The sequence below is a fragment of the Pantoea sp. X-Soil-OKNW-556 genome (assembly GCF_059730695.1).
The window spans coordinates 323,336-345,158 of sequence record NZ_AP035992.1 but is presented as its reverse complement, the minus strand read 5'-3'; the positions used below and the strand labels follow the sequence as shown (position 1 = coordinate 345,158).

The following is a 21,823-nucleotide window of genomic DNA, read 5'->3' as shown; positions in this document are numbered from 1 at the left end:
TGTATCTCACTTTGTGATTAACGGGGATGGTATGCCAAAGCCGATAACCTTCGCGATAACAGCGCCTTCAACAATCGCCTCGCCCGCACGGGAAAAAAAGCCGCTATATCATTTTACTTGCCACATTTGTGGCTTGAGCCAAAGTAATGAACTGCCGGCTTCTTATTCTTATCATGCCATGAAAGATTTGCGCGTATTGGTGACTCACCATAACGCCAAAAACACATCATCGCCTGATGTGGTTGAGGGACTGCTAAGACATATTAAGCTCAAGGATTTGAGAGATCACTCGATAGGCGATATCGCTGACAAGCTGGCAGAATGCAATATCGTGCTGGAGAATTATAAATTACGTAAGATTCTTGAGAGGGTCAGGAGCTTTCCCGATGCGTTACAGTTGGAAAAAATCCGACAAGGCTGGCACTCCATGCCTGACAGTGCCGGGATAACATCGATTAAATCTCTTAACGCAGACCACAAACAAGCCCTCGCGAATGCCTTTGTGAATAATATGCACGCACGTTTCCCAGAGGAAAAATTTGCCACTCGCGTGTTACATTTTGGCCTGATGTCCATCGGCATCATTCTTTCCGACACGATGTTGAGCCGGGCAAAACTTCCTTTCAAAGTCGATACTTCGTACAAAACGGTTTTGCACATCATTAAGGAAATGCAGCCCGCGCTGGAAGATAAAAACCTGACCAACGCTTCAGCACTACTGGACGCGCTATCTCAAAATGAAACCATCAAGAAATGTGACGTCAAAAATTTGTTGAAAGCCATAAAAGCAACGCGTTTAAGTGAGTCGGTCACCCTCAAAGAAATAGACGTGGATTACTATCGCATTAAAGCCAATACACCCATCGCTCATTTGCAAAGCTGGTATGACGCGACAAACTTTGAGTTTGCTCACATCGAAGATAATCAGGAGAGGCTGGAAAGACAGTTATGCAAATTGACCGTAAGATTACTGGACAATATTGAGGTGGAACAGGTCATGCGTCTGATTAAGGAAGATGCCAACAGATCTCAGTTGGTAAGACGCGCGGTGAACGAGTCGATTCAGTTAGCTCAGTGCCAACCGGATCGCGTTCAGATGAAGTTGGTGGTTGAGGTACACGATTCTGTTATCCAAAATGCTCAATATCGTAATCTTCCGACCGAAGCAAAGTTTGTTTTAATATTAATTGACCTCTTCGCCAGAGGTATTAAAGAAGTGGTGATTCGCCGAGCTTTACTGAATGCGGATAAATATTGCAGCTTTTATATGTTGAGATACGCTGTATTAATTGCAGGCACGATTGTAAATGAGGCTGAATTGGCTGCCTACCGGGCGGCTGAAAAGGCCGTTAAAAGAGAAAAGGCGAACGGAAAAATCAGAAGCTTCGTTATACGTGCCTTTGAGATTTGCAGTAAAATAAATAACCCCGAAATTTCCCCTCATAAGATCTGTTTTTATTCGCTACTTGATAAAGACCCCGTAAAATACCTCCCATTGCATGCTATCCATTCAGCCTATAAAAAACTCTATGGTAAGCACGGCCATCGCAATATCAACCCGCAACAACCAACGGGTGTGAAGAAAAGACCTAGCCCTCCCTCATTCATTACCACCAACGAATTTGATCTTGATTACATGGAAAGGCAAATCCATAAATTCGGACGCATAACCTCATTTGATACCGATTCGAATTGATATTGCGCGATACATTGCGTTACTCGACGCCGATGTTTTGCGAAAGGGGTTACTTAGCATTGGGAAACGTTTTAACACAGATGCCAGTCACTAGCGATGGCATCTGTGTTACGGAGTTTTCAGGCTGAAAATCCTTCTAGTTATTGTTATTTATCATAGTGTTACTTATGAAATCTTGCGGAGAAAACCGACTCGCGCCGCCTCGCAAATGCGCGTCATCCCTGTACAAACGCCGGTGGCTGGAATGCGGTTACCGCAGGCAGCGGCTCATCCCATCTCTCAATTTCTACCCAGCAGCTCTGCGCGCTACATCCCTGCCCTAATCTTGAACTGCCACGATCTTCCGTCAGTACGTTCGGATTTCCATGTTTGTCGAGTGAGTCCGGCTGGTGAGGATCTTGCGGGTCATACCAGGCTCCCGTCGACATCTGTACCACGCCGGGACGGATATCTTCGCTCAGATGGACGCCCGCCAGAATCGCTCCGCGTGCATTGAACACCCTCACCACACTACCTTCATGAATATTACGCACCGCCGCATCCTGCGGGTGTAACCACAATGGTTCCCGATCCTGAATCTTGGTTTTGCGGCTGACGCTACCGTGATCATACTGGCTATGCAGGCGAGTGCGTGGCTGGCTGGAAAGCAGATGCAACGGCCAACGCGCCGCCGTTTCGCGTTGCAACTGCGCTTCCGGCTCGTACCAGAACGGGTGACCCGGACACTCATCATAGCCAAAATCCGCCACCGTCTGGGAGAACAGCTCGATTTTCCCCGAGGGTGTCGGCAACGGTGCTTGCTGAGGATTGTCACGAAAGGCTTGCAGCAAAATCTGCGGTTGGTCTGGCCGCTCATACTCCAGCATGCCCTGCGCCCAGAAATCATCAAAAGCAGGTAGTTCGATTCCGTCAGCCAGTGCACGCGGCCGGGAGGCGTCATAAATAAATCTGATCCACGCCTCGGCATCACGGCCTTCGCTGAAACTGTCGCCAAAGCCCAGTTTTTCCGCCAGCGCATGGAAGATGGCGTAATCGCTCCGCGCCTCACCCTGCGCCGCAATCTGCTGACGCATGGCAATCATATAGCCATCATTGCTGGAGCTGCCAATATCATTACGCTCCAGTGAGGTCGTCACCGGAAAAACAATATCAGCGAATTTCGCCTGCGCAGTCCAGTACTGCTCGTGGACTACCACCGTATCCGGTTGCCGCCAGGCTTCCACCAGTCGGTTCAGATCCTGATGATGGTGGAACGCATTGCCCCCCGCCCAGTACACCAGACGGATGTCGGGATAAGTACACTCTTTGCCATCAAACTGATAAGCCTCACCGGGATTAAGCAACATATCTGAGAGCCGCGCCACCGGGATGACACTCTGGACGGGATTGGTTCCAGCCGGGAAACGTGGACCGGAGAAAGTGCGGCGTACTGAACCCGCAAGGTTGGTACTGGCATAGGCGAAACCGAGGCCACCGCCCGGCGTACCAATCTGACCGATCATAGCTGCTAACGCCACGGTGGCCCAAAAGGTCTGTTCACCCTGGAACGCGCGCTGGAGCGACCAGGCGATGTTGATCATGGTGCGCTTTGCCGCCATCATGCGTGCCAGTTCGCGGATTTTCTGCGCATCAATGCCGGTGATCTGCGCCGCCCAAGCCGGGTCTTTTGCTTTACCGTCTTTGTCGCCCATCAGGTAGTCGCGATACTGTGCAAAACCCACGGTATGACTGGCAATAAAACTCGCATCATACAGGGACTCATCAATCAGCACATAACTCAGCGCCAGCAGCAGTGCAGTATCGCTGCCGGGTTTTAATGACAACCACTCCGCGTTAGTAACACCAGACAGGTCATTTTTCACCGGGCTGACGTTAATGAAATGCGTGCCGTTACGCTGCATCTCGCCCAGCCAGTGTTTCAGCGAATGATCGTTCGCCGCCCCACCGTTAACCTGGGAATTACGCAGCGGCAGGCCACCAAAGGCAACAAAAAGTTCGCAGTGTTCCGCCAGGGAAGACCAGTGCGTATGCTGTTTTTGCAACACATCTAATTCCCCAATGATATGGGGCAGTAAGCGCTCGGCCGCCGCCAGACTGTATGTATTGGTACTGTCGGTATATCCGCCTAACTGATTAAAAAAGCGATGTAACTGACTTTGCGCATGATGAAAGCGTCCGGCACTTGACCAGCCATAAGATCCTGCATAAAACGCCTGATTGCCATGCGTCTGTTTTACTCGCGTGAGTTCAGCGGCTACCAGCGCCAGGGCAGTTTCCCAACTGACTTCGACAAAAGGTTCTTTGCCACGTCCATGACGCGCATCGCGCCCCTGTTGCAGATATCCCAGACGAACGGCGGGGCGACGGATACGACTCGGACCATCAATGGCGCCAACAAGAGATTGTCCAATTGCCGAGGGATTACGATCCCACTCGACCGGGTCAATGCCAGTCAATGCGCCCTCGGAGGTTGATACGCGATAGGTGCCCCAGTGCATTACTGCAAGGTTATGATGTGTTGTCATGTTGTGATAAATCAGTGTGTGCGATGTGAGAAGGAAAAAGATGAAAATACCGTATCACAAACCCTTTCCTTTCGGGAGTGCATGCACTAATCGATTTTATTTCATAAGGTTATGCTTAACGGTGTGATGGTAACCGTCTCACAAGTGATGCCCAGAACAGGTTGGGTTAATCGTCACAAGTTTGATGGGCGATTTATCTCACTGCATAACATCATACCCGGGGCCGCATTCAGGAAGCATTGGGATTTGAATCGTAACCAAGCCGCACTCAGCTCATTATCATAAATAATGTATTTTGGTGAGCGAAAGATAACATCTTATTAAGATGTTATCTTAATCTTTTGCTATCTTGATATATTGGAGAAAGAATTAATATCTTAACAAGATGTTAAAAAATTAAATAACAACTTAATCATCACGTATGTTGTTCACCTCCTCCGGGCATTTATGATAGGGCAACCATATTGGTTCAGTGCGTTAACTAAACTCTGAAATTGTCGTTTCTGCCACTTCGCTCAGTATGTTCAGTTCTACAATCACTCTGTGTCTTTTATGCAGTCTGATGCAGCAGAAGAGTCAAAGGTGATGCTGTAAGATGTTATCTTACTAAGAAGTTAAGAAGTTAAGAAGTTAAGATAATATCTTATTAAGATAACCAGGGGTATACGCATTGATGACTATCCAAAATTAGTATCTTGTTAAGATAACATGATAACTTCTTAATAGCCTATCAGACATCACCATCAAACCAGCTTACGGCACGTAATGGAATATAAAACACACGGTCGGAACGAGGGTGAACAATAACGCAAAAATGGGAAAGAAACGCCAAACTTTCACTTTAACTGAAATGCATAACAGGAGGTATAGCGCGCTTAAAATCAGAGCCTTTCTGGTTGAAAGTGACAAGTAAAGCGAGGGTCTTCGACACCAGATTGCAGCCTGATTATTTGATACTCGTTCGTCTTGCCAGGAATCATTCAAATCAGTCGTCTTTGTAAGAAATGACCGAAGCAATCATCTTAACAAGATAATATCGTAACAACAAAACAAGACTTCCGCCATATCATGTTAACATGATATTATCTTAACAATCGTTTAATATCATTTAGTTATACTTAATTATCTTGCTATCTTAATAAGATAATTACTTGCCTTGTTGTTATTTAACTATCTTGTTAAGATAATCATATAAAGTTATTTCTGTTTTTGTCGTCTTCAATGGAGGTCATCAATGATTATCGTTTTAGGAAGCCAGAAGGGTGGGGTTGGCAAAAGCACACTGGCTGTTTCGATTGCCGCCGGCTTACTTTCCCGTGGCTACAGGGTCTTAATTGTTGATGCCGATGACCAAAAATCTGTGTTGACCTGGTACAACAATCGCCCGGAATCGCTGCCACATATTCCTGTCACTGGTGCTTCTGGCAATATCAAAGCGATGCTAAAAGAGCACGCGAAATCCTATGACTACATCATTGCTGACTGTGCCGGACGTGACAGTGCTGAGATGCGCAGTGGCTTGATGGCCGCCGATGTCTTTATCTCACCACTCCGTCCCTCTCAGATGGACCTCGATGTCGTGCCGCATACCTGTTCGGTGTTTACAGCCGCAAAAGATTTCAATGAGGATGTGAAAGGATATCTGGTGCTCAACATGACACCTACCAACATGTTCGTAAATGAAGGCAATGAAGCTGCTCAAGTGCTGGAAGATTTCCCACAAATGAAACTGGCCGATACCCGCATTTGTGATCGTAAAGCGCACCGCGATGCATGGGCTGAATCCATGACCATCTATGAAACAGAAAACAGCAAAGCGAAGGATGAAGTCGAAAGACTGATCCAGGAGGTCATTCTATGAGAAACCGATCCGGTGTGACGAAAGACAGAGAAAACGACTTCATTAATGGTGGCACAGCAGCATTGTCACCCAATGCTGCTCCAGACGTAAAAGCAGTTGAAGCTGAGCCGGTGAAGAAGGCCAAAGCAAAACCTGTCAGCATCTCTTTCACTGACGAAAATCTTAGCGAGATTGATAACCGTATACGTAATGAAATTCTTGCCGGAGGCACACGGGTTAATCGTTCGGATATTGTACGTGCTGCCATTCTTGGTCTGGAGCGTTTCTCTGATGAGGAGATCTCTGTACTGATCAGTAAGGCGAAACTTCAGTAAGCAATGTTGTTAAGAAAGTTAGTTATTATCTTAATAAGATGATAACTAACTTGTGACGTTGTAACTCGTTCTTCTCATTAAAGTGATTCTGTCAATTCAGGATTATTTGTTCAGTCCAGTCGATCCTCATTTCACTTAGCCAGAAATCGGTCATGATCATCAGGAAGATAAATTTATATTCCTGGTGTAATGAAAACACGCTGTAGAGCACTACAGGGCTTCTACAGGAAGAAGAAAGAGGATTTGCCGTAACTGACCATTGAGGCACGCAGGATGCCGTACACACGCTTACAGATGCCATTGATGTGCTCAGGTTGCTTCAGACAAGCTGTAAGTTGATCCTTAACATTCGGCAAAGCTGTTTATCAGTGAGAGGATCTACCCAGATTTATGCATCAACAGGAAAACTTGTCATATTGCAGAACGATTCTGACTTCGCACTTTTCACATAAGCTTCAGAATTACTATGAGCGCTCAGCAAGATATCCACTTATCCACCGTCCAGATCCCAGTAATTTAGATCCAATTTAGATCCTATATAGATCCCAAAGAGATCCCCGATCGCGCCAGGCCGCACCAGTTCTGGCCTGAAAGGGGTATTGCATAAGCTATAGAAAGTAAATTATAAACTATAGGCAGATTACAATAAGCTATAGATTGTTAAATCTAAGCTGTAGTTAGAAAACGACATAAGCTATAGTGAGTCAAACGCCTTGAACACAGATATTGCTGTGGATAGTTTTTTCTTTCTGTCTTCATGCAATTAGGCTCGCCCTGTGTGAGTTGTTGTTCTGTCATTCACAAATCCAGATGTCTCGATCCTTTTGTCGATCATCATCGAAAACCGTGAGAAAGCCTGTGGACAGCGAAAATCTTGACCTCAAGAAACTGTTTGAAGAAACGGACAAAATTACAGGTGAGGTGATCACGCTAACGCCGAATGCAAATAATACCGTTCAGCCGGTTGCATTGATGAGGCTCGGTGTATTTGTCCCTACACTTAAGTCATTGAAAAACAGTAAAAACAAAACCTTTTCTACCACAGATGCAACGGAAGAATTGACCCGACTTTCTCTGGCAAAAGCAGAGGGATTTGATAAGGTTGAGATCGTCGGTCCACGCCTGGATATGGACAATGATTTCAAGACCTGGGTCGGGATCATTCACTCTTTTGCCAAACATAAAGTCATCGGTGACAAGGTTCAGCTTCCCTTCGTTGAATTTGCCAAACTCTGCGGAATCCCTTCCAGTCGTTCTTCCAAAAAGCTCAGAGAGCGCATCAGCCCGTCTCTGAAGCGCATCGCAGCGACAACGATCTCCTTCACCAGCAATATGGGGGAAGATGGTAAGGAATACATCACGCATCTGGTTCAGTCAGCCTATTACGATACCAAAAAAGATATCGTGATTTTACAAGCTGATCCCAAACTGTTTGAGCTGTATGAGTTTGATCGTAAAGTGCTTTTGCAGCTTAAAGCGATTAATGCACTGAAGCGACGAGAGTCTGCTCAGGCGCTGTACACCTATATCGAAAGCCTGCCCAAGAACCCGGCACCAATCTCACTGGCGCGCTTGCGTGACAGGCTGAACCTGAAGTCACCGGTGTTTTCGCAAAACCAGACGGTACGGCGCGCTATGGAGCAGCTTAAGGAGATTGGTTATCTCGATTACTCCGAGGTGCAACGAGGGCGTAGCGTCTATTTTAATGTGCATTATCGTCGGCCAAAACTGAAAGCGCCCAGGAACGAGAGTTCTGAAAACTCACAACCGCCAGTGCCTGTCACGCCAGCTGAACCTGTTGATGCGGAGCTTCAGGAAAAGCTCAACCTTCTGAATAAATTAGGCATTTCGATGGCCGATCTCGAAAAACTCTTCAAAGGTAAATAAGCCGATAAGCTGGAGTGAGTAGGTTACTCACTCCAGCTTATGTTGCCTCCCGCTACACTCCCTACAGCTTATCTTATCCGGTTAATATCCTGATTTATCATTTTTTTATCATCATCTTCTCACGTTTGATCAGTCGCAGTTACTCTCTATAGTTTATGTATTCTACTCGTTATAGCTTATAACATATGCTGTAGTGAGCAGAAGGACTTCCCGGTTCTAAGCAAAGGGGTAGGGCATCACATTATTTACTCACTACAACTTATACTGCCTATCCTCATCGGCCAAAACTACTCACTATAGCTTATCGGGAAGTTGACAGGAGAGGTAAATTACTCCCTATAGCTTATATATAGCATGAGAGGAGTAGCCTACTTGCTATAGCTTATATTGCGCTACCGCCCTGGTAACCACTAACATATAACTACATGATTTATATGTTGTTAGCGGTCACTAACATTTGTGCTGAGGCGAGATGACTGCGCACTGTACTCACTACAGCTTATCTTTACTCACTCTAGCTTATGTAGCGCCGCCGTATAAAGTTGCTCCCTATAGTTTATATATAAGCTATAGAGAGCGAACAGGAACGTTGCAGTAAACGTCAGGATAAAGGCGTTATAACGCCCTGAGGGAAGTGTCAGAAGGAAAACGAAATCAGAGTCAGAAACATGTTGTGACGGCGTCACTAATTAAATATTCATAAATAACAGTAAATTATAATGTTTTGTTATGAGGAGAACGCTATGAAAGGGTTTTTGGTAACTCCCCACCTGTGAAAGTTACTACTCGTAAGGCATTGGGACATCACACAGGGATATAAGCTGTAATGAGTAGATTGAAGCTCAACATAATCTATGACGAGGTGCAGGACTTACCCGATCCGGGATCATCGCGAGACGTCATGGGGTACAGAATTGCATCATGTTGGACTGATATGCATGCACAGCCGAATCCATTTGAGAATTCCTCCGACCACTTAAGGCGTCAAAATTACCAGCATTAACCTGAAGGTTGTTGCGTTTTGACAGGAATATCAGAAGTGATTTTTCTATTTATTGGACATGTTTGACGCAATGGTCAGCATTTCGATATCACTTCAGGAAAAAAATCATGGTAACCCCTAACGCAGAAAACTATCGCTATGGCCTGTCAGGAGTGCGCCTGGACAAGTCTGCTACGCAGAACAGTTCAGCGTCGCGTCTGCACCAGCAAACGTGTTATTTGCCTGGGCTGGAGAAGCGCCTGATACGACAGAATGGCAGAACCTGCCAGAACTTCATTGTGATGATGCTGACCAACGTCAGAGTGTATTGCTGGTTGCAGGATAAACCCGCACCAGTTCGGCATCCGCTTATTCGCTACACTGCACCCGATCGAAACGGCAGTTGCCTGCTGGAAACGGATCAGCATGGCACCGTCATCAGCAGTGAAGTGTTCTATCCCTATGGCGGCTGCGCTCAGTGGCGTACCTGTAGTGAGGAAGATGCGAGCTATAAGTACTGGCGCTATACCAGCAAAGAACGAGATATAACCGGTCTGATTTATTACGGTTTTCGTTACTATGCCGCCTGGCTGATGCGCTGGCTTAACCCCGACCCCGCCGGAGAGATTGGCGGACTGAACCTGTTTGCGATGGTGGGTAATAATCCGGTCACCTTCAGTGACATTGATGGGAGAGTGCGAACCGAGGGCGTAGCGGTGTTTATCACCGCAATGGAATCCGTACAAATGAAAATCAGTGATAAAGATGTGGCAAAACACCGGGAGGCAATGAGTAGGGTATTTTTGCAAACCAATTTCACAGGGGATGTGGCAGATTTAATTCAACAGGCCACGCTCGAAAACCCCTCGGCTATGAAAATTCACCACTGTTTTCACGAAGGCTGTAATACGCAGTTCACTCATGGTGAGCTTTATGACCAGCACCTGACAGAAGCGGGAAATCGCGTGCACGACGAAAAACTCTGGTCCTGCCACTGGATGAATTGTGGCAAGCTTTTTCAGCATCCCTTCAGACTAAGGAACCATCTGAAGGCACATGAGGATCTACGCGATGTGCCTTGTAATGTCGCGGGGTGTACCGCCCGTTTCAATACAATCCCGGTAATGTATAAACATGTGAAGAGGAAGCACTCAGATACGACCCCTTATCTCTGCACGGAACCCAATTGCGAGCAACGCTTCGAGACACCGCAGAAACGGCGCGACCACAGAGTCGCGCAGCACAAACCCGAGGGGCATATCTGTGATAAATGCCCAATGGGAAAAGCGTTTGCTAATAAAAACAATCTTAAGCAACACATGAAGAAACATGACGAGGGGTGGGTGGGGCATCGCTGTGCATTTCCCGCCTGTGGTAGAGAATATTCGCAATCACAATCGCTATTAAGGCATCAAAAACGTGATCATGTATGACCGGATAAACTTCATCGCTTACGCTATGCTTGCTGCGTGATAACCCGTTAAACCATGAAGGCAACGATGAACCGAAATCTGCGAGGACAGGTTGCGAGGATCGCACTGGCGTTAATGAGTTTTTTACTTTTCCTCGCGGTTTCGGTTTTTTTTATTTATGTGCAGACCAGCGAATGGCTCAGGACCCAGCAAAGCACCAGTATGGCGCTGGCGGATCGGCAGCTAAACGCCATCTTCAATAATGTTACCTCGGCGACAAATGCGCTCTCCGGTTTGATAGGGGCACCCTGCACATCGGAAACGATACAGCAGTTACGTAACCAACTTGCCATCACACCTAACCTTGGCAATATCGAACTGGCGTCAGACGGGGTGGTGTATTGTTCCTCATTGGTGGGGGATGTTCACACCGGGCAGGAGCGGCGGGAAGACGTCCCCCTCTACCTCACATCAGCGATAAAAGCATTGCCTGGCCATCCCTTTGTTATCACCCAGCGACAGCAGGGCAAGTTTGGCCTCTATACCAGTACCGATGGCTATTACCTGAAAAACATTCTGGAATCCGCCTCGACATTATTGCCGGTGGTATTAATCACGCAAAGCGGTTGGATGGGTGAGAGCGGGGCGATCAATCCCAGGCAATATCCTGGCCCGCATAACCTGCAATTGAACTCCTCACGTTTCCATTATCAGTTGTGGAGCAATATTGACCCGCAAGCGGTGCTGGCCATCAGCGTAAAGAACAATCGCCTGCTGATGTTGCTGCTGATATTCATAGCGGCAATAGCAGCTTATGCCTGTTATCGCTGGTCAGCAATGAGGCGCAGCCCGGAACAACAACTGGCCTCCGCCATCCGTCAGGGGGAAATTCAGGCCTGGATCCAACCGATTGTGTGGGCCGGCGACAGGCAAGTGGTGGGTTGTGAAGTGTTGGTACGCTGGATCAGCAAAGAAGGCATCATTCCACCGGATCAGTTTATCCCGCTGGCTGAGCAATCCGGGCTGATCATCCCACTCACCAAAGCGCTTATTACCCAGGTGACGGAACAATTCCTGCAAGATTTTCATCCCGCGACACCCTTCTATATCAGTCTCAATATCAGCGCTCAGCATTTGCAGTCCCCAAACTTATGTGCCGATTTGACCCCTCTGTTAACCGTGCTGAACCCAAATCTAAAACTGGCGTTGGAGATCACCGAACGGGAAATCGTGGTGGCTAATCAGCAAGTGAATGACAATATTCACCTGCTACAGCAGGAGGGTGTGCTGTTTGCCCTTGATGATTTTGGCACCGGCTATTCAACGCTGGAGATTCTTCATCATGTAAATATTGACCTGATAAAAATCGATAAGTTGTTCGTTTCCGGTATTGGCAGCAATCCGGTTTGTCAGGACATTATTGGCAACATCCTTGACCTCGCAAAAAGAATTAATGCGAGGGTGATTGCGGAAGGTGTCGAAACCGAGCAACAGGCCAGTTTCCTGCAACAACAGGGCGATTTGTCGTTGCAGGGATATCTGTTTTCGAAACCGCTGCCGATTAACACCTTCAGGGAGTATCTTGTGGCGAACAACGTCTGGAATGATTAAGCGCGATACTTCAGCATCTGACGTTCGATCAGGTTAACGCCGTAATCAAGCAATAAGGCAAAGGTGGTCAGCAGCAAGGTGCCGGCTATGATGGTGTTGATGTCGAAATTGCCTTCAGCCTGCAATATCAGATAGCCCAGCCCCTGCGACGATCCAAGATATTCACCCACCACTGCACCAACGAAAGCCAGCCCGACCGCAATGCGCAAACCGGAGAATACCCAGCACAGCGCTGATGGGAAATAAACTGACCACAGCAGTTGACGACGGTCGGCACCTAATATGCGTGCGTTAGCCAGTAGCGCGGGGTTCACATGACGTACCCCTTGAGTGACATTAAAGAACACGACAAAAAATACCAGGCTAATCGCCAAGGCGACTTTCGACCAGATCCCCAGGCCGAACCACATGGCAAAAATGGGGGCGAGGATAATCCGGGGTAAGGCATTCAACGCCTTGATATAGGGCGACATAATGGCGGTTATCAGTGGGCTGATGCCCAACAACAGCCCTACGATGAGGCCAAGCATTGTGCCAAAGACGAAGGCCAGCAGGGTTTCCGTTAAGGTGATAATCAGGTGCGGATAAATCTGTGCCGGAAAATGCAGCGTCATATCGGTGCCGTAGGCCAGTGAGACAACAAGAGTTCCTTCACCTTCACTGAACCATTGCCAAAACACCTGTATCACCTGGCGTGGACTGCCAAAGAAAAAGGCCAACTGAGGATCCCGTGAAATCAGTTCCCATAACAGGACAGCTACGACGGATACCGCCACTTTTCCTATAAAAATCACATTTGCGTTAGCGGTTTGCTTGTTCATTGTGTGCCAGTTCGTTGCTTATAACTGTTCAGAACCTCGCTACCCAACACTTCCCAAATCTGTTGATAAAGTCGGTTATAGGCAGGTAAGGTGCGGATGTGTGCCATTTGACGCGGACGTTCCAGTCGGACGGGGAACTCTCGGATCGGGTGCGATTCAGGTGCGGTTGATAGCACAATCACCCGGTCAGCCAGGGTGATGGCCTCATCCAGGTCATGTGTCACAAACAACACGGCGCTGCCACTTTTTTCCCACAGCGCCAGTAACTCCTGTTCCATCAATTGCCGTGTCTGGATATCGAGCGCGGAAAAAGGCTCATCCATCAGGATAATCTGCGGATCGCAGATCAGGGTTTGTGCCAGCGCGACGCGTTTACGCATGCCGCCAGAAAGTTGAGCAGGATAGACATTAGCCACCTGGCTTAAGCCGGTACGTGACAGCCAATCACAACCCCGTTGGTTTGCCACGGAACCGACGATGCCACGGTAATTCAGACCGAGTACCACGTTCTCAAGTACAGTCAGCCAAGGCATCAATACCTCATCCTGGAACATATAGCCGATGCGTGGGTCCAGGCCGCTTAACGTTCCCTCGAACAGCGTGATATGCCCGTACGACGGGGCTAACAACCCGGCACAGAGATTCAACAGTGTTGATTTCCCGCAGCCTGTTGGGCCGACAATGGCGACAAATTCCCCGGCCCGTACGCTCAGGCTGACATTAGCCAACACTCGCGTTTCCCCCCCTCTGACACGGGTCTGGCAAGAATAAGACACCCCATGCAATTGCAAAACGGGGTTATTGTTGCTTGCCATCTTTCCGGGCCTCCATGACATAGTCATTTGTCCAGGTTCGGCTAAGATCGATGCTTTCAGGATGAATGCTGGTATCGAACGCACTCAGGACGCGCAAGGCAGTGACAGGCGATTGTGGAGCAAAGGCGCCATCGCGTGAGTAACCGGGTTGGATATGACGAAAAGCCTGCTGATAAAGCGCCGGATCACCGGCCAGATAATTTTTCGGTACCGTCGCGGCCACCTGCTCCGGTGTAGCCTGGGCCAGCCAACGCAATGCTTGCAACATCGCCTGCGTCAGGGCGCGCACGGTGGTGGGGTTGTTTTTCAGGAACGATTCCTTCGCGTATAACGCGCCTGCGGGCAGCGTGTCACCAAATAACATCTGTGTCCCTGCCGGGGTGCGCGTATCGGCAAGGATGTTGATATCCTGACTTTTTTCCAACTGAGAAATCACCGGCTCGGTGTGGGCGATGGCATCAATTTTACCCGAACGTAGGGCTTCGACCGCACCTGAACCCGTGCCGACCGCAATCCACACCACCTCGTCGGGATGAATACCCTGTTTTGCCAGCCAGTAGCTCGCCACCATATGGGTCGACGAACCGGGTGCGCTGATGCCGATTTTTTTCCCCTTGAGATTTGACGCCTGTTGCCAGAACGGCAAATTTTTGCGTGACGCGGCGATGACAATCTGTGGCGTCTGGCTGGTGAGGACAAAGGCGGTGATAAATTGCTGTTTGCTTTGCATTTTAATGGTGTGTTCATACGCGCCGCTGACCACATCTGCGCTACCACCAATCAATGCCTGTAACGCTTTCGCTCCACCGGCAAAATCGACGATGCGCACATTCAACCCGGCCTGCCTGAAGTATCCCCTCTGCTCAGCAATGGTGAGTGGTAGATGATAAAGCACGCTCTTCCCGCCAACGGCAAGGGTAATCTGCGTTTGTTCCAGTGCGTTGGTTTGCGCCAGGGCGCAAAGACCGGGAAGCAACAAGGTGCCGCAAAGCCATCTCATCATCATTGTCATCGGGTTTCCTGCCGCGTTAATCGAGTCAGGAATGACTCGCAATAAACGTCCATTTTTATCTCTAGCGCAGACAAACCACCAGCTATCGCAACCCTTAAATCAGGGTGGAAGAAAATCTGAATCAGAAGATAACTGCTCGTAAGATAAGGAAAATGTCAGTTTAATCAATGTGTCAGAGGTAGGGGTGTTAACAGGGTGACTTCCCGCCTTTGCGTGAAAAATCAGGTTGCGCAACCGAGTTTTTATGTTTCTCTCAGAAGCGAGCGGGCAGTGTATAGGCTGCCCGTGTGACATGTTGAGTTTTTTATCCGTTTTATTTCAGCGTTTATTCCCCCAGTGGCCGGCCATTAGGACAACCAACCAGCCAGTCCGGGCGTGTGATACCTTGCGTGTCATTGGCATCCTCCGTCACCTGATACCAGGGGTGCCAGGTGATGCGTGACCAGTACCAGCGACCATCCAGGGTATCAATTGGGCGGCCCACTGCATCGTACCACAAGCAGCTGTACCAGCTTTTCTCACGCATACTGCTGTCGCTGGCATAGCGCCAACCGGCGATAAAATAGGGCTGAAACTGACGTACCGGCTGGCCCTTATTGTTATATTCAACACGTTCGCTGACGCGCCAGCGATCGTCGGTATGGGCGATTGCTTCCTCATCCTGACGCACCCGATTCACCTCATTACGCGTGAAGGCCTCACCGGGTTCAACCCGTTGTTTATTTTGCAGCACACGGCCAAAACCATCGGAGAAGATGAGGGTAATACGCATCTGACGATCCTCATCGTCGGGATAGCGATCCGCACTGATGGCGGCACTGTAGATGGGTTCACCATTTAACATCAGATTGTCCGGGGCATAGAAGAATACGGATTCCCGATCGCCAAGGGCAGCGACAGGATCCTGCAAGGCGGCAACAAAATCATTGGCTGGCAAGGGATGCTGGGTTAGCGCTGCAAAACCAACCGGTTTTCCCTCTTCCACACCATACAGGCTGGTGGCGCGTACCCGTCCTAATGCATCGAATGCTGCCTCATGCTGTGTACCTTGCGCATCAATCATCCTGACAGGTGCCATCAGCCGATAATCATAATCAGCCTGAGTGTCGAGTCCGATGGGATCGCGAGAGTTAATCACCTGCAAACTGTATTCGTCCCAGGTCAGGAGGGTTGGCGGCAGCCAGTCACCGGCCCGCTGTGCGGTCAGGCGATAAAACTGGTTAAAGGGGGCATATTCACTGACTGGCCCGCTAATCAGCCAACGCGTTGCCGCCTCGGTTCCCGGCATATAATGCGCAGCGAGCAGCATGTCTTCCAGCGCCTCGCCCTCCAGCCAGCCTTGCCAGGCGTTCAATGCATCATCATCCAGCTCTCCCTGGTCGCTGCTGAGCAACAAACCGGCAGCCAGTGGTCGAGACTGCGCATCTGTTTGCCAGTGAAGCTGCTGCCAGCTCATCAGCGTGGGGGGAAAGCGTTCGTCCTGTAACCAGTTGTCGGAGCGGCTGAGGAATTCATAACTGACACCCTGGCGCGCTTCGTGTTCAGTGACGGGTATGCTGAGTGCAGCCATCTGATTTTGTAAGGGTAAACCCAGTCGCCAGTGGCCTTCATCAAGGCGCGCCAGCCAACTCTGATGTGAGGCCTGGAGCTGCCAATGGTTTTGTTGATCATCAAAACTTTCCTGCCACCAACGCGCCTGTGGCGTATCGGTGTCATAGGGGCAGAGCGGCTGACGACGCGGGTAATCCACTTTGACTTGTTGCAGTGGCTGGCCCCAGCGATCCCATGTCAGCAATACCTCATGGGTTGCCTGCGGATCATCAGCAATTCCGTCATAACTCCATTGACGATTTTCCAGACTGAGCGACTGGATTTGCGCATAATCCTGCGCTTCGGCGGTTTGCCACACGCGCAGCAGGTAACGATTTTCACTTATCGAGTAGGGAACAGGTTCATCCTGAGCGAAGATTTCCTGGCGTAGCAACATCCCTTTTAAGGCACGATTTAGTGAACGGCGAGTATTTTTATCCGGTAAGACTAACGGCACATCCCCTTCATCCCTGCGCTCCAGTTCATGGGTCTTTCCCATTGGCGTGACCGCGGCATCCTGCCAGAATCGCTGGCGGTTGGGCACATCGGGATCGCCGGTATGATACCAGCTACGACTGATCAAGGGTGCGGAGAAACCTTCCCGACGGGTCAGAGGGCCAGCGCTTTCAGCATCATATTGTGTCACCTGCGCAAAGCCGTTAAATTCCCGTTCGTAACCGTCGTACCATCCCTCGCGATATTCAAAGGTTTGGGTCAGGGTATTTTGGCTAATCAGGTCATGCGTTTGCACTTTCTTCAGCACATGCACCGGGAAAGGTAAACGACAACGTATGCCTGGTGTGGCCGCTTTCTCATCCAGCCACTCCTGCGCAGAACTGCGATATTCCCAGCGGGTTTCACATCCGGCTGGATCATTCACCTGTTCCAGCAGCCAGGGTTTTTTATGGCTGAAATCAAGCTGGTAATGGCGTGGCTGTGGGTGCGGCTGACTTAAAATCAGGCAGGCGTAACCGTTGCCGTTCAGATCGGCAAAGTCGAGACGACTCAGGTTATCAATGCGTTCGCCTTGTGGTAACGGCACCAGTAGCGGCGAGGCAGCAAAGCCATTGCCGGATTGATTAAGGAACACCAGCAGGCTATCGGTGGTGGCAACGATCAGGTCGGCCGCACCGTTACCATCCAGATCGGCGAGGCTGACCTGATCAGGATTGAAGGTATCAACGTCAAACGGTAATTCCGCCAGCAGCAGGGGCTGACCAAAGCGACCGTGGCCCAGATTCGGCCAGCAATGCACGGCATTGTGGCGTACCCGTACCAGATGCGGTTGCCCACTACCGAGCACATCGCTGAAGGCCACCAGCTCCTGACGTGAGGCATTAAACAGTGGCAGGCTTCCATCGTGCGCAACATCCTGCGGCGCGCTAAAGGTGTCGAGTTGGTTGCTATACAGGCGCACGCTGCGTGGGCCAATCAGGCTGATATCGTTCAGATACCCCCCGAGTGCCGCTAACTGGACATCCGGATGGACGAACTCGACAGGAAAGGCTTTCCATGGAATAAACGTTGACCATTCGCCTGCGGCATTCGCGGTGAAAAAACCTGCCATATCTGGCAACGGTACCACCCAGTCAGGAAAACCATCGCCGGTCATATCGGTCAGTAATGGACGCGCACGCTGGTGCAAACCAACCGGCTGCAACGGTAGCGCTTGCTCCGGCCCATAATCTACGCTGTCTGCCTGGGTTGTTGCATCACGGACTGGAGCGCGGTAACGCCAGCCGTCGGTTGACTGATAGAGGATCCCTGGTAAACCTTCGCCCCACAGGTCAACCCATTGATAATGATTACCTTCGCACAGTGCCGTCAGACGTAACAGCGATTGCCAGGCCAGCTCCGTGGCATTGGGATTAAAGCGGGAATAATGGTAGGTGATGGCGGGTAAACTCTCGGTTTCGCCCGCGATCCGATGGCCCAACATATCGACTTGCTTGAGCAACGTCAGAGTCGGCGTTGCTTCATAGTGCAGCCGCAGTCGTGCAACCGGCTGCGGCAGGGGGCCGAGTTGCGCGAAGCGGTGATACATAATCACCTGATGGCACAGACGTAAGGTACGAACTTCAAATCCGTAGTGATAGCAACTGTGAGGGTCGGCGCGACGTGGCCAGGATTGTGTAGGGTTGTTCCACTCGGGCAACGTTTCGGCATCGAAAGGATATTCGCCATAATCCAGCCAAAGTTCAAACATCCAGTCGTCAGGTAGCGAATTGTTCAGCAGGAAAGGCAGGGCCTGAGCCTGGGGGTTACCATAACAGACACGATGCAGATAGCGTTGTGCGCGATAATCACGCTGCCGATCGGCATCTGTCAGGTTCGCATCATCTTCGGTTCGATAGTGATAATAGATGTGTTCACCATTCGGCATGACGGTCTCTTCCAGCAGCCAGCGCGCAATGTGCTGCGGCTGTTGTGCGTCGGCTACCCGTGCCTCAACACTAAAACCATATACTGCCAGCATGCCGTCGGGCGAGCGCACTAACCAAAAAGGGGAGAGTTCACCGGTTGTGGGTGTCCAGCGTTGATATAACGTGGGTGAATCAAAGATCCGCGGCATAAAGGTTTCAACTGTCCAGGGTGAGGGCAGCATTTCGCCGGCCAACTGGCTGATTTGCTCGATCTGCGGTTCACCCGCGCTGTCACGGCAGGCAACCAGGACATCTCCGTTGGGGGCAATCAGTTGATCGTCGCCTTGATACTTTGGTACGCCGAAGTGGGTGCGTAAGGAGATAGACGGCGTCACCAGATCCCAACCGAGTCCAAAAGGACTTTGTCCTTGCTGACTGGCGTAAGTGATGGCCAGGGCAGGATCATGTCCGCGGCCAGGAGTGATGGGTAGTGGAATAGTCAGGCCGTTTTGACCGGTAACACCAGTGGTTTCAATGCTCTGACGAATGCCGGTTATAGCGCCACCGCCTTTAGGCAAGCTGATGGCGGGTAATGTGACATCCGTATTGGGTTGCTTTGTATTCATAGTGATCATCCTTAGCTGAACCTTTATGCAGGGTTAGCGCCTCCGTTGATAACGTGCGCGGCGGCAACAGGCTAGGGGCAGGATGATCCGGTTAATAGCAGGAAAACAGCTACGGACAGTGTGGCGTTTATTCCTGATTTTCCTGTGGCAAAGTGGCAGGTTTAAGGTTGAGATAGCGATAGTAGGTGCTGCGGGCGATGCCCAAACGCCGGGCGCACTGGCTGGAGTTGAGTTTTTTTTGCGCGTACATTCCTTTGGCCTGTTCTTTCAATTGCAATGCTTTATCTGACAAGCCACGCGGGCGACCTGCCGGCGCATGTTTTGCTCGTGGGTTATGTCCGGTCAGTGCGGCGATAAGTGACGTTGCTTCAGGCCACTGAATACTATTGAAGACGCCATCGAGGGTAATAATCTGGTTTCCTTTAAGCAGCCATTTGCGCAACCAGCTGAGCTGGAAAGATTGTGAGCCACGCAATACGTTCAGGTTGGTGATGATTAAAGTCACATCCAACGCTGAGAATGGCTGTAATGCCGGGCACAGATCATTACTTTGGTCCGGGTCTTCAATTATTGAGGAGCAAAGGGCATGCTTTAATCGCTCGTTTTGTTCTTTTCGTTCGTCCTGCGTACCCCGGCTATAGCCGATAATTTGCTGCTGATTATTTTTCATGTTGTTTGTTCTCCTTGTAACGTTGCAGTGCAGCGTAAAGCGTGGTGCGTGATATCGCATATTTACGGGCCTGGTGTGAAATGGAGCAGCTATGGCTTCGGATAGCATGGAAAATCTTTTCTGTCTGTTCATGACTAAGGCTACGATGACGACTTCCTGCATGAAAGGATGGCTGAAGTCTTCTATTTTTCAGGAAAAGAAAGAAACGGGAAGATGGATGCTCTGGCGCAAATTCCAGTGTAAGCATATCCGCAAGGCTAATTATACGAATGTCTCGTGCGAGAATATCCGTTAACCAGGCCACTTTATTATGATATTTCGGAATGGTTTTATCCACGCGCCATAATACCAACGTCTCGCCAGGATTAAGCTCCTGCAGGCAGGTGCGTAGCGTCTGCGAATCGTGGGGAGACGTTTGTTCATATATAAGGTCACAATTCGCCTCAAGCAGTTTGGCGCGGATGAATGACCGGGTATTAGTTGACTCTATATAGAAGATATAGCCTTTGCGGGGTGACGTCATTTGCTCTCCCTACTTACAAGAACGTGTTAATCGAAGTACCAAGCAAAGTCATGGTAGACATTTCGGCAGATCAGAACAACAGAATATGCTGAGAGAATGGAAAAAATGCATTGGAGAGAGAAAAAAAAGAGGTGAACTTTCAAATAAAAAAATTGCCGTGGTGAATCACACGGCGAGAATAATATTGGATGAATTATTAATGAGACAAAATAGATGATGCGCGATAAAAGAGATGTGACTGTTTCCTCAAAGGGAAAAGTAGAGTTGATTGAAAGATCGAACACCTAATTTCTTCAGTGCGTTCATTTTATGTGTGCTGACGGTTTTGATGGAAATCGCCAGTTCTTTGGAAATTTGTGCATGCGACGCCTGCTCGTAAAGACGACGGATGATGATGCATTCCGTTGCTGTCAAATGACCCGGACAGTAGCGCAGATTGCGGGGGGCCTTACGCATGGTTTCAAGCAACGTTGTCAACTGGTTAAAGGAAATGTCTTTAGGCGCCTTCGCGTAAGCTGTGAAGATAGATGACAAATGTTTACGGACGTTATAAAGAATCATCACATTCACTTTACAGGAGATGATCGGATGGATGATGCTCTTCTCCACAAAGCAATGGTTACTGGAGTCGAGTAACAGGATATCGCCATGTCTCAGGTGCATTTGAGTGAATTCTGGCGTGTAGTTCTTCCATTTTTGTATAAAAAATTTCTGATTGTCAGCAAGAAAATGAGCTTTCATACCGTGAGAAAAATAGTAATCGTCAGAAACCAGATAAATGTTCATGGTTAATCTCAATGCAGGATGCGCAAATTTATTTGAAAGGGATTTATTTTCACTCGTCGTCGGACAGGTGAATAAGCGATATCTCAGCCTTGCTTAATTTTTATAGCCAATTTCAACAACAAAGCCATTATGGCAACGCCTGCGCTCAGGCGTCAATATCGAGCGCTGCGGCTAAATGACGTGTATGCAATTACTTCTCCAGGTATTATAGGTTCATCCAGACGCTGTTTTTGATGAAATTCACCTTGTTTAATCAGGGTTGATGCCGATTCATGTTGATGAAAACTCGATATTTCGCAAAAAAAACTGAGAATGTTCTTATCTGAGAG

General features: G+C 49.2%; 14 protein-coding genes. 6 read left to right on the top strand and 8 right to left on the bottom strand.

Annotated elements, in window-relative coordinates:
* The coding region (locus AC6I8T_RS25050; protein WP_497834738.1) for a hypothetical protein at positions 1-1,696 on the top strand (1,696 nt) is incomplete at its 5' end.
* 215 nt (positions 1,697-1,911) lie between these two features.
* Here AC6I8T_RS25050 and AC6I8T_RS25045 read toward each other — a convergent pair.
* On the bottom strand, positions 1,912-4,221 hold the full coding sequence (locus tag AC6I8T_RS25045; RefSeq protein WP_497834737.1) for a molybdopterin-dependent oxidoreductase: 2,310 nt from the start codon (positions 4,219-4,221) through the stop codon (positions 1,912-1,914).
* A gap of 1,234 nt (positions 4,222-5,455) precedes the next feature.
* On the opposite strand from AC6I8T_RS25045, the gene AC6I8T_RS25040 reads away from it, so the two are divergent.
* The 5 genes from AC6I8T_RS25040 (at position 5,456) to AC6I8T_RS25020 (ending at position 12,288) form a co-directional block, all read left to right on the top strand.
* Positions 5,456-6,082 (top strand): ParA family plasmid-partitioning AAA ATPase, encoded by a 627-nt coding sequence (locus tag AC6I8T_RS25040; RefSeq protein ID WP_497834736.1) that lies wholly within the window; start codon positions 5,456-5,458, stop codon positions 6,080-6,082.
* The gene (locus AC6I8T_RS25035) at positions 6,079-6,396 is read left to right on the top strand and encodes a hypothetical protein (RefSeq protein ID WP_497834735.1); all 318 of its coding nucleotides are present in this window, start codon (positions 6,079-6,081) and stop codon (positions 6,394-6,396) included. The genes AC6I8T_RS25040 and AC6I8T_RS25035 overlap by 4 nt, the downstream gene beginning before the upstream one ends.
* An 888-nt stretch (positions 6,397-7,284) precedes the next feature.
* Positions 7,285-8,283 (top strand): RepB family plasmid replication initiator protein, encoded by a 999-nt coding sequence (locus AC6I8T_RS25030; protein WP_497831758.1) that lies wholly within the window; start codon positions 7,285-7,287, stop codon positions 8,281-8,283.
* 1,110 nt (positions 8,284-9,393) lie between these two features.
* Positions 9,394-10,698 (top strand): RHS repeat-associated core domain-containing protein, encoded by a 1,305-nt coding sequence (locus AC6I8T_RS25025; protein WP_497834734.1) that lies wholly within the window; start codon positions 9,394-9,396, stop codon positions 10,696-10,698.
* Between the two features lie 114 nt (positions 10,699-10,812).
* A complete protein-coding gene (locus AC6I8T_RS25020; protein ID WP_497834733.1) occupies positions 10,813-12,288 on the top strand; it encodes an EAL domain-containing protein in 1,476 nt (491 codons plus the stop codon).
* Here AC6I8T_RS25020 and AC6I8T_RS25015 read toward each other — a convergent pair.
* From AC6I8T_RS25015 to AC6I8T_RS24985, 7 genes are all read right to left on the bottom strand, one after another.
* The gene (locus AC6I8T_RS25015; RefSeq protein ID WP_497834732.1) at positions 12,285-13,109 is read right to left on the bottom strand and encodes an ABC transporter permease; all 825 of its coding nucleotides are present in this window, start codon (positions 13,107-13,109) and stop codon (positions 12,285-12,287) included. The genes AC6I8T_RS25020 and AC6I8T_RS25015 overlap by 4 nt on opposite strands.
* Positions 13,106-13,924 (bottom strand): ABC transporter ATP-binding protein, encoded by an 819-nt coding sequence (locus tag AC6I8T_RS25010; RefSeq protein WP_497834731.1) that lies wholly within the window; start codon positions 13,922-13,924, stop codon positions 13,106-13,108. The genes AC6I8T_RS25015 and AC6I8T_RS25010 overlap by 4 nt, the downstream gene beginning before the upstream one ends.
* Entirely contained in the window at positions 13,908-14,930 is a 1,023-nt protein-coding gene (locus AC6I8T_RS25005; protein ID WP_497834730.1) for an ABC transporter substrate-binding protein, read from the bottom strand. Before AC6I8T_RS25005 ends, AC6I8T_RS25010 begins: the two co-directional genes overlap by 17 nt.
* A gap of 331 nt (positions 14,931-15,261) precedes the next feature.
* Complete coding sequence (locus AC6I8T_RS25000; protein WP_497834729.1) at positions 15,262-19,515, bottom strand: SpvB/TcaC N-terminal domain-containing protein; 4,254 nt, start codon at positions 19,513-19,515, stop codon at positions 15,262-15,264.
* Between the two features lie 127 nt (positions 19,516-19,642).
* The gene (locus tag AC6I8T_RS24995; protein ID WP_497834728.1) at positions 19,643-20,185 is read right to left on the bottom strand and encodes a helix-turn-helix domain-containing protein; all 543 of its coding nucleotides are present in this window, start codon (positions 20,183-20,185) and stop codon (positions 19,643-19,645) included.
* Complete coding sequence (locus AC6I8T_RS24990) at positions 20,175-20,708, bottom strand: hypothetical protein (RefSeq protein WP_497834727.1); 534 nt, start codon at positions 20,706-20,708, stop codon at positions 20,175-20,177. The genes AC6I8T_RS24995 and AC6I8T_RS24990 overlap by 11 nt, the downstream gene beginning before the upstream one ends.
* Before the next feature lie 246 nt (positions 20,709-20,954).
* Positions 20,955-21,494 (bottom strand): helix-turn-helix domain-containing protein, encoded by a 540-nt coding sequence (locus AC6I8T_RS24985; protein ID WP_497834726.1) that lies wholly within the window; start codon positions 21,492-21,494, stop codon positions 20,955-20,957.
* Positions 21,495-21,823 lie beyond the last annotated feature (329 nt).

Coding starts and splice junctions, on each gene's coding strand:
- AC6I8T_RS25045 (WP_497834737.1), bottom strand. CDS start 4,221: ATGACAACACATCATAACCTTGCAGTAATGCACTGGGGCACCTATCGC.
- AC6I8T_RS25040 (WP_497834736.1), top strand. CDS start 5,456: ATGATTATCGTTTTAGGAAGCCAGAAGGGTGGGGTTGGCAAAAGCACA.
- AC6I8T_RS25035 (WP_497834735.1), top strand. CDS start 6,079: ATGAGAAACCGATCCGGTGTGACGAAAGACAGAGAAAACGACTTCATT.
- AC6I8T_RS25025 (WP_497834734.1), top strand. CDS start 9,394: ATGGTAACCCCTAACGCAGAAAACTATCGCTATGGCCTGTCAGGAGTG.
- AC6I8T_RS25020 (WP_497834733.1), top strand. CDS start 10,813: ATGAGTTTTTTACTTTTCCTCGCGGTTTCGGTTTTTTTTATTTATGTG.
- AC6I8T_RS25015 (WP_497834732.1), bottom strand. CDS start 13,109: ATGAACAAGCAAACCGCTAACGCAAATGTGATTTTTATAGGAAAAGTG.
- AC6I8T_RS25010 (WP_497834731.1), bottom strand. CDS start 13,924: ATGGCAAGCAACAATAACCCCGTTTTGCAATTGCATGGGGTGTCTTAT.
- AC6I8T_RS25005 (WP_497834730.1), bottom strand. CDS start 14,930: ATGATGATGAGATGGCTTTGCGGCACCTTGTTGCTTCCCGGTCTTTGC.
- AC6I8T_RS25000 (WP_497834729.1), bottom strand. CDS start 19,515: ATGAATACAAAGCAACCCAATACGGATGTCACATTACCCGCCATCAGC.
- AC6I8T_RS24995 (WP_497834728.1), bottom strand. CDS start 20,185: ATGAAAAATAATCAGCAGCAAATTATCGGCTATAGCCGGGGTACGCAG.
- AC6I8T_RS24990 (WP_497834727.1), bottom strand. CDS start 20,708: ATGACGTCACCCCGCAAAGGCTATATCTTCTATATAGAGTCAACTAAT.
- AC6I8T_RS24985 (WP_497834726.1), bottom strand. CDS start 21,494: ATGAACATTTATCTGGTTTCTGACGATTACTATTTTTCTCACGGTATG.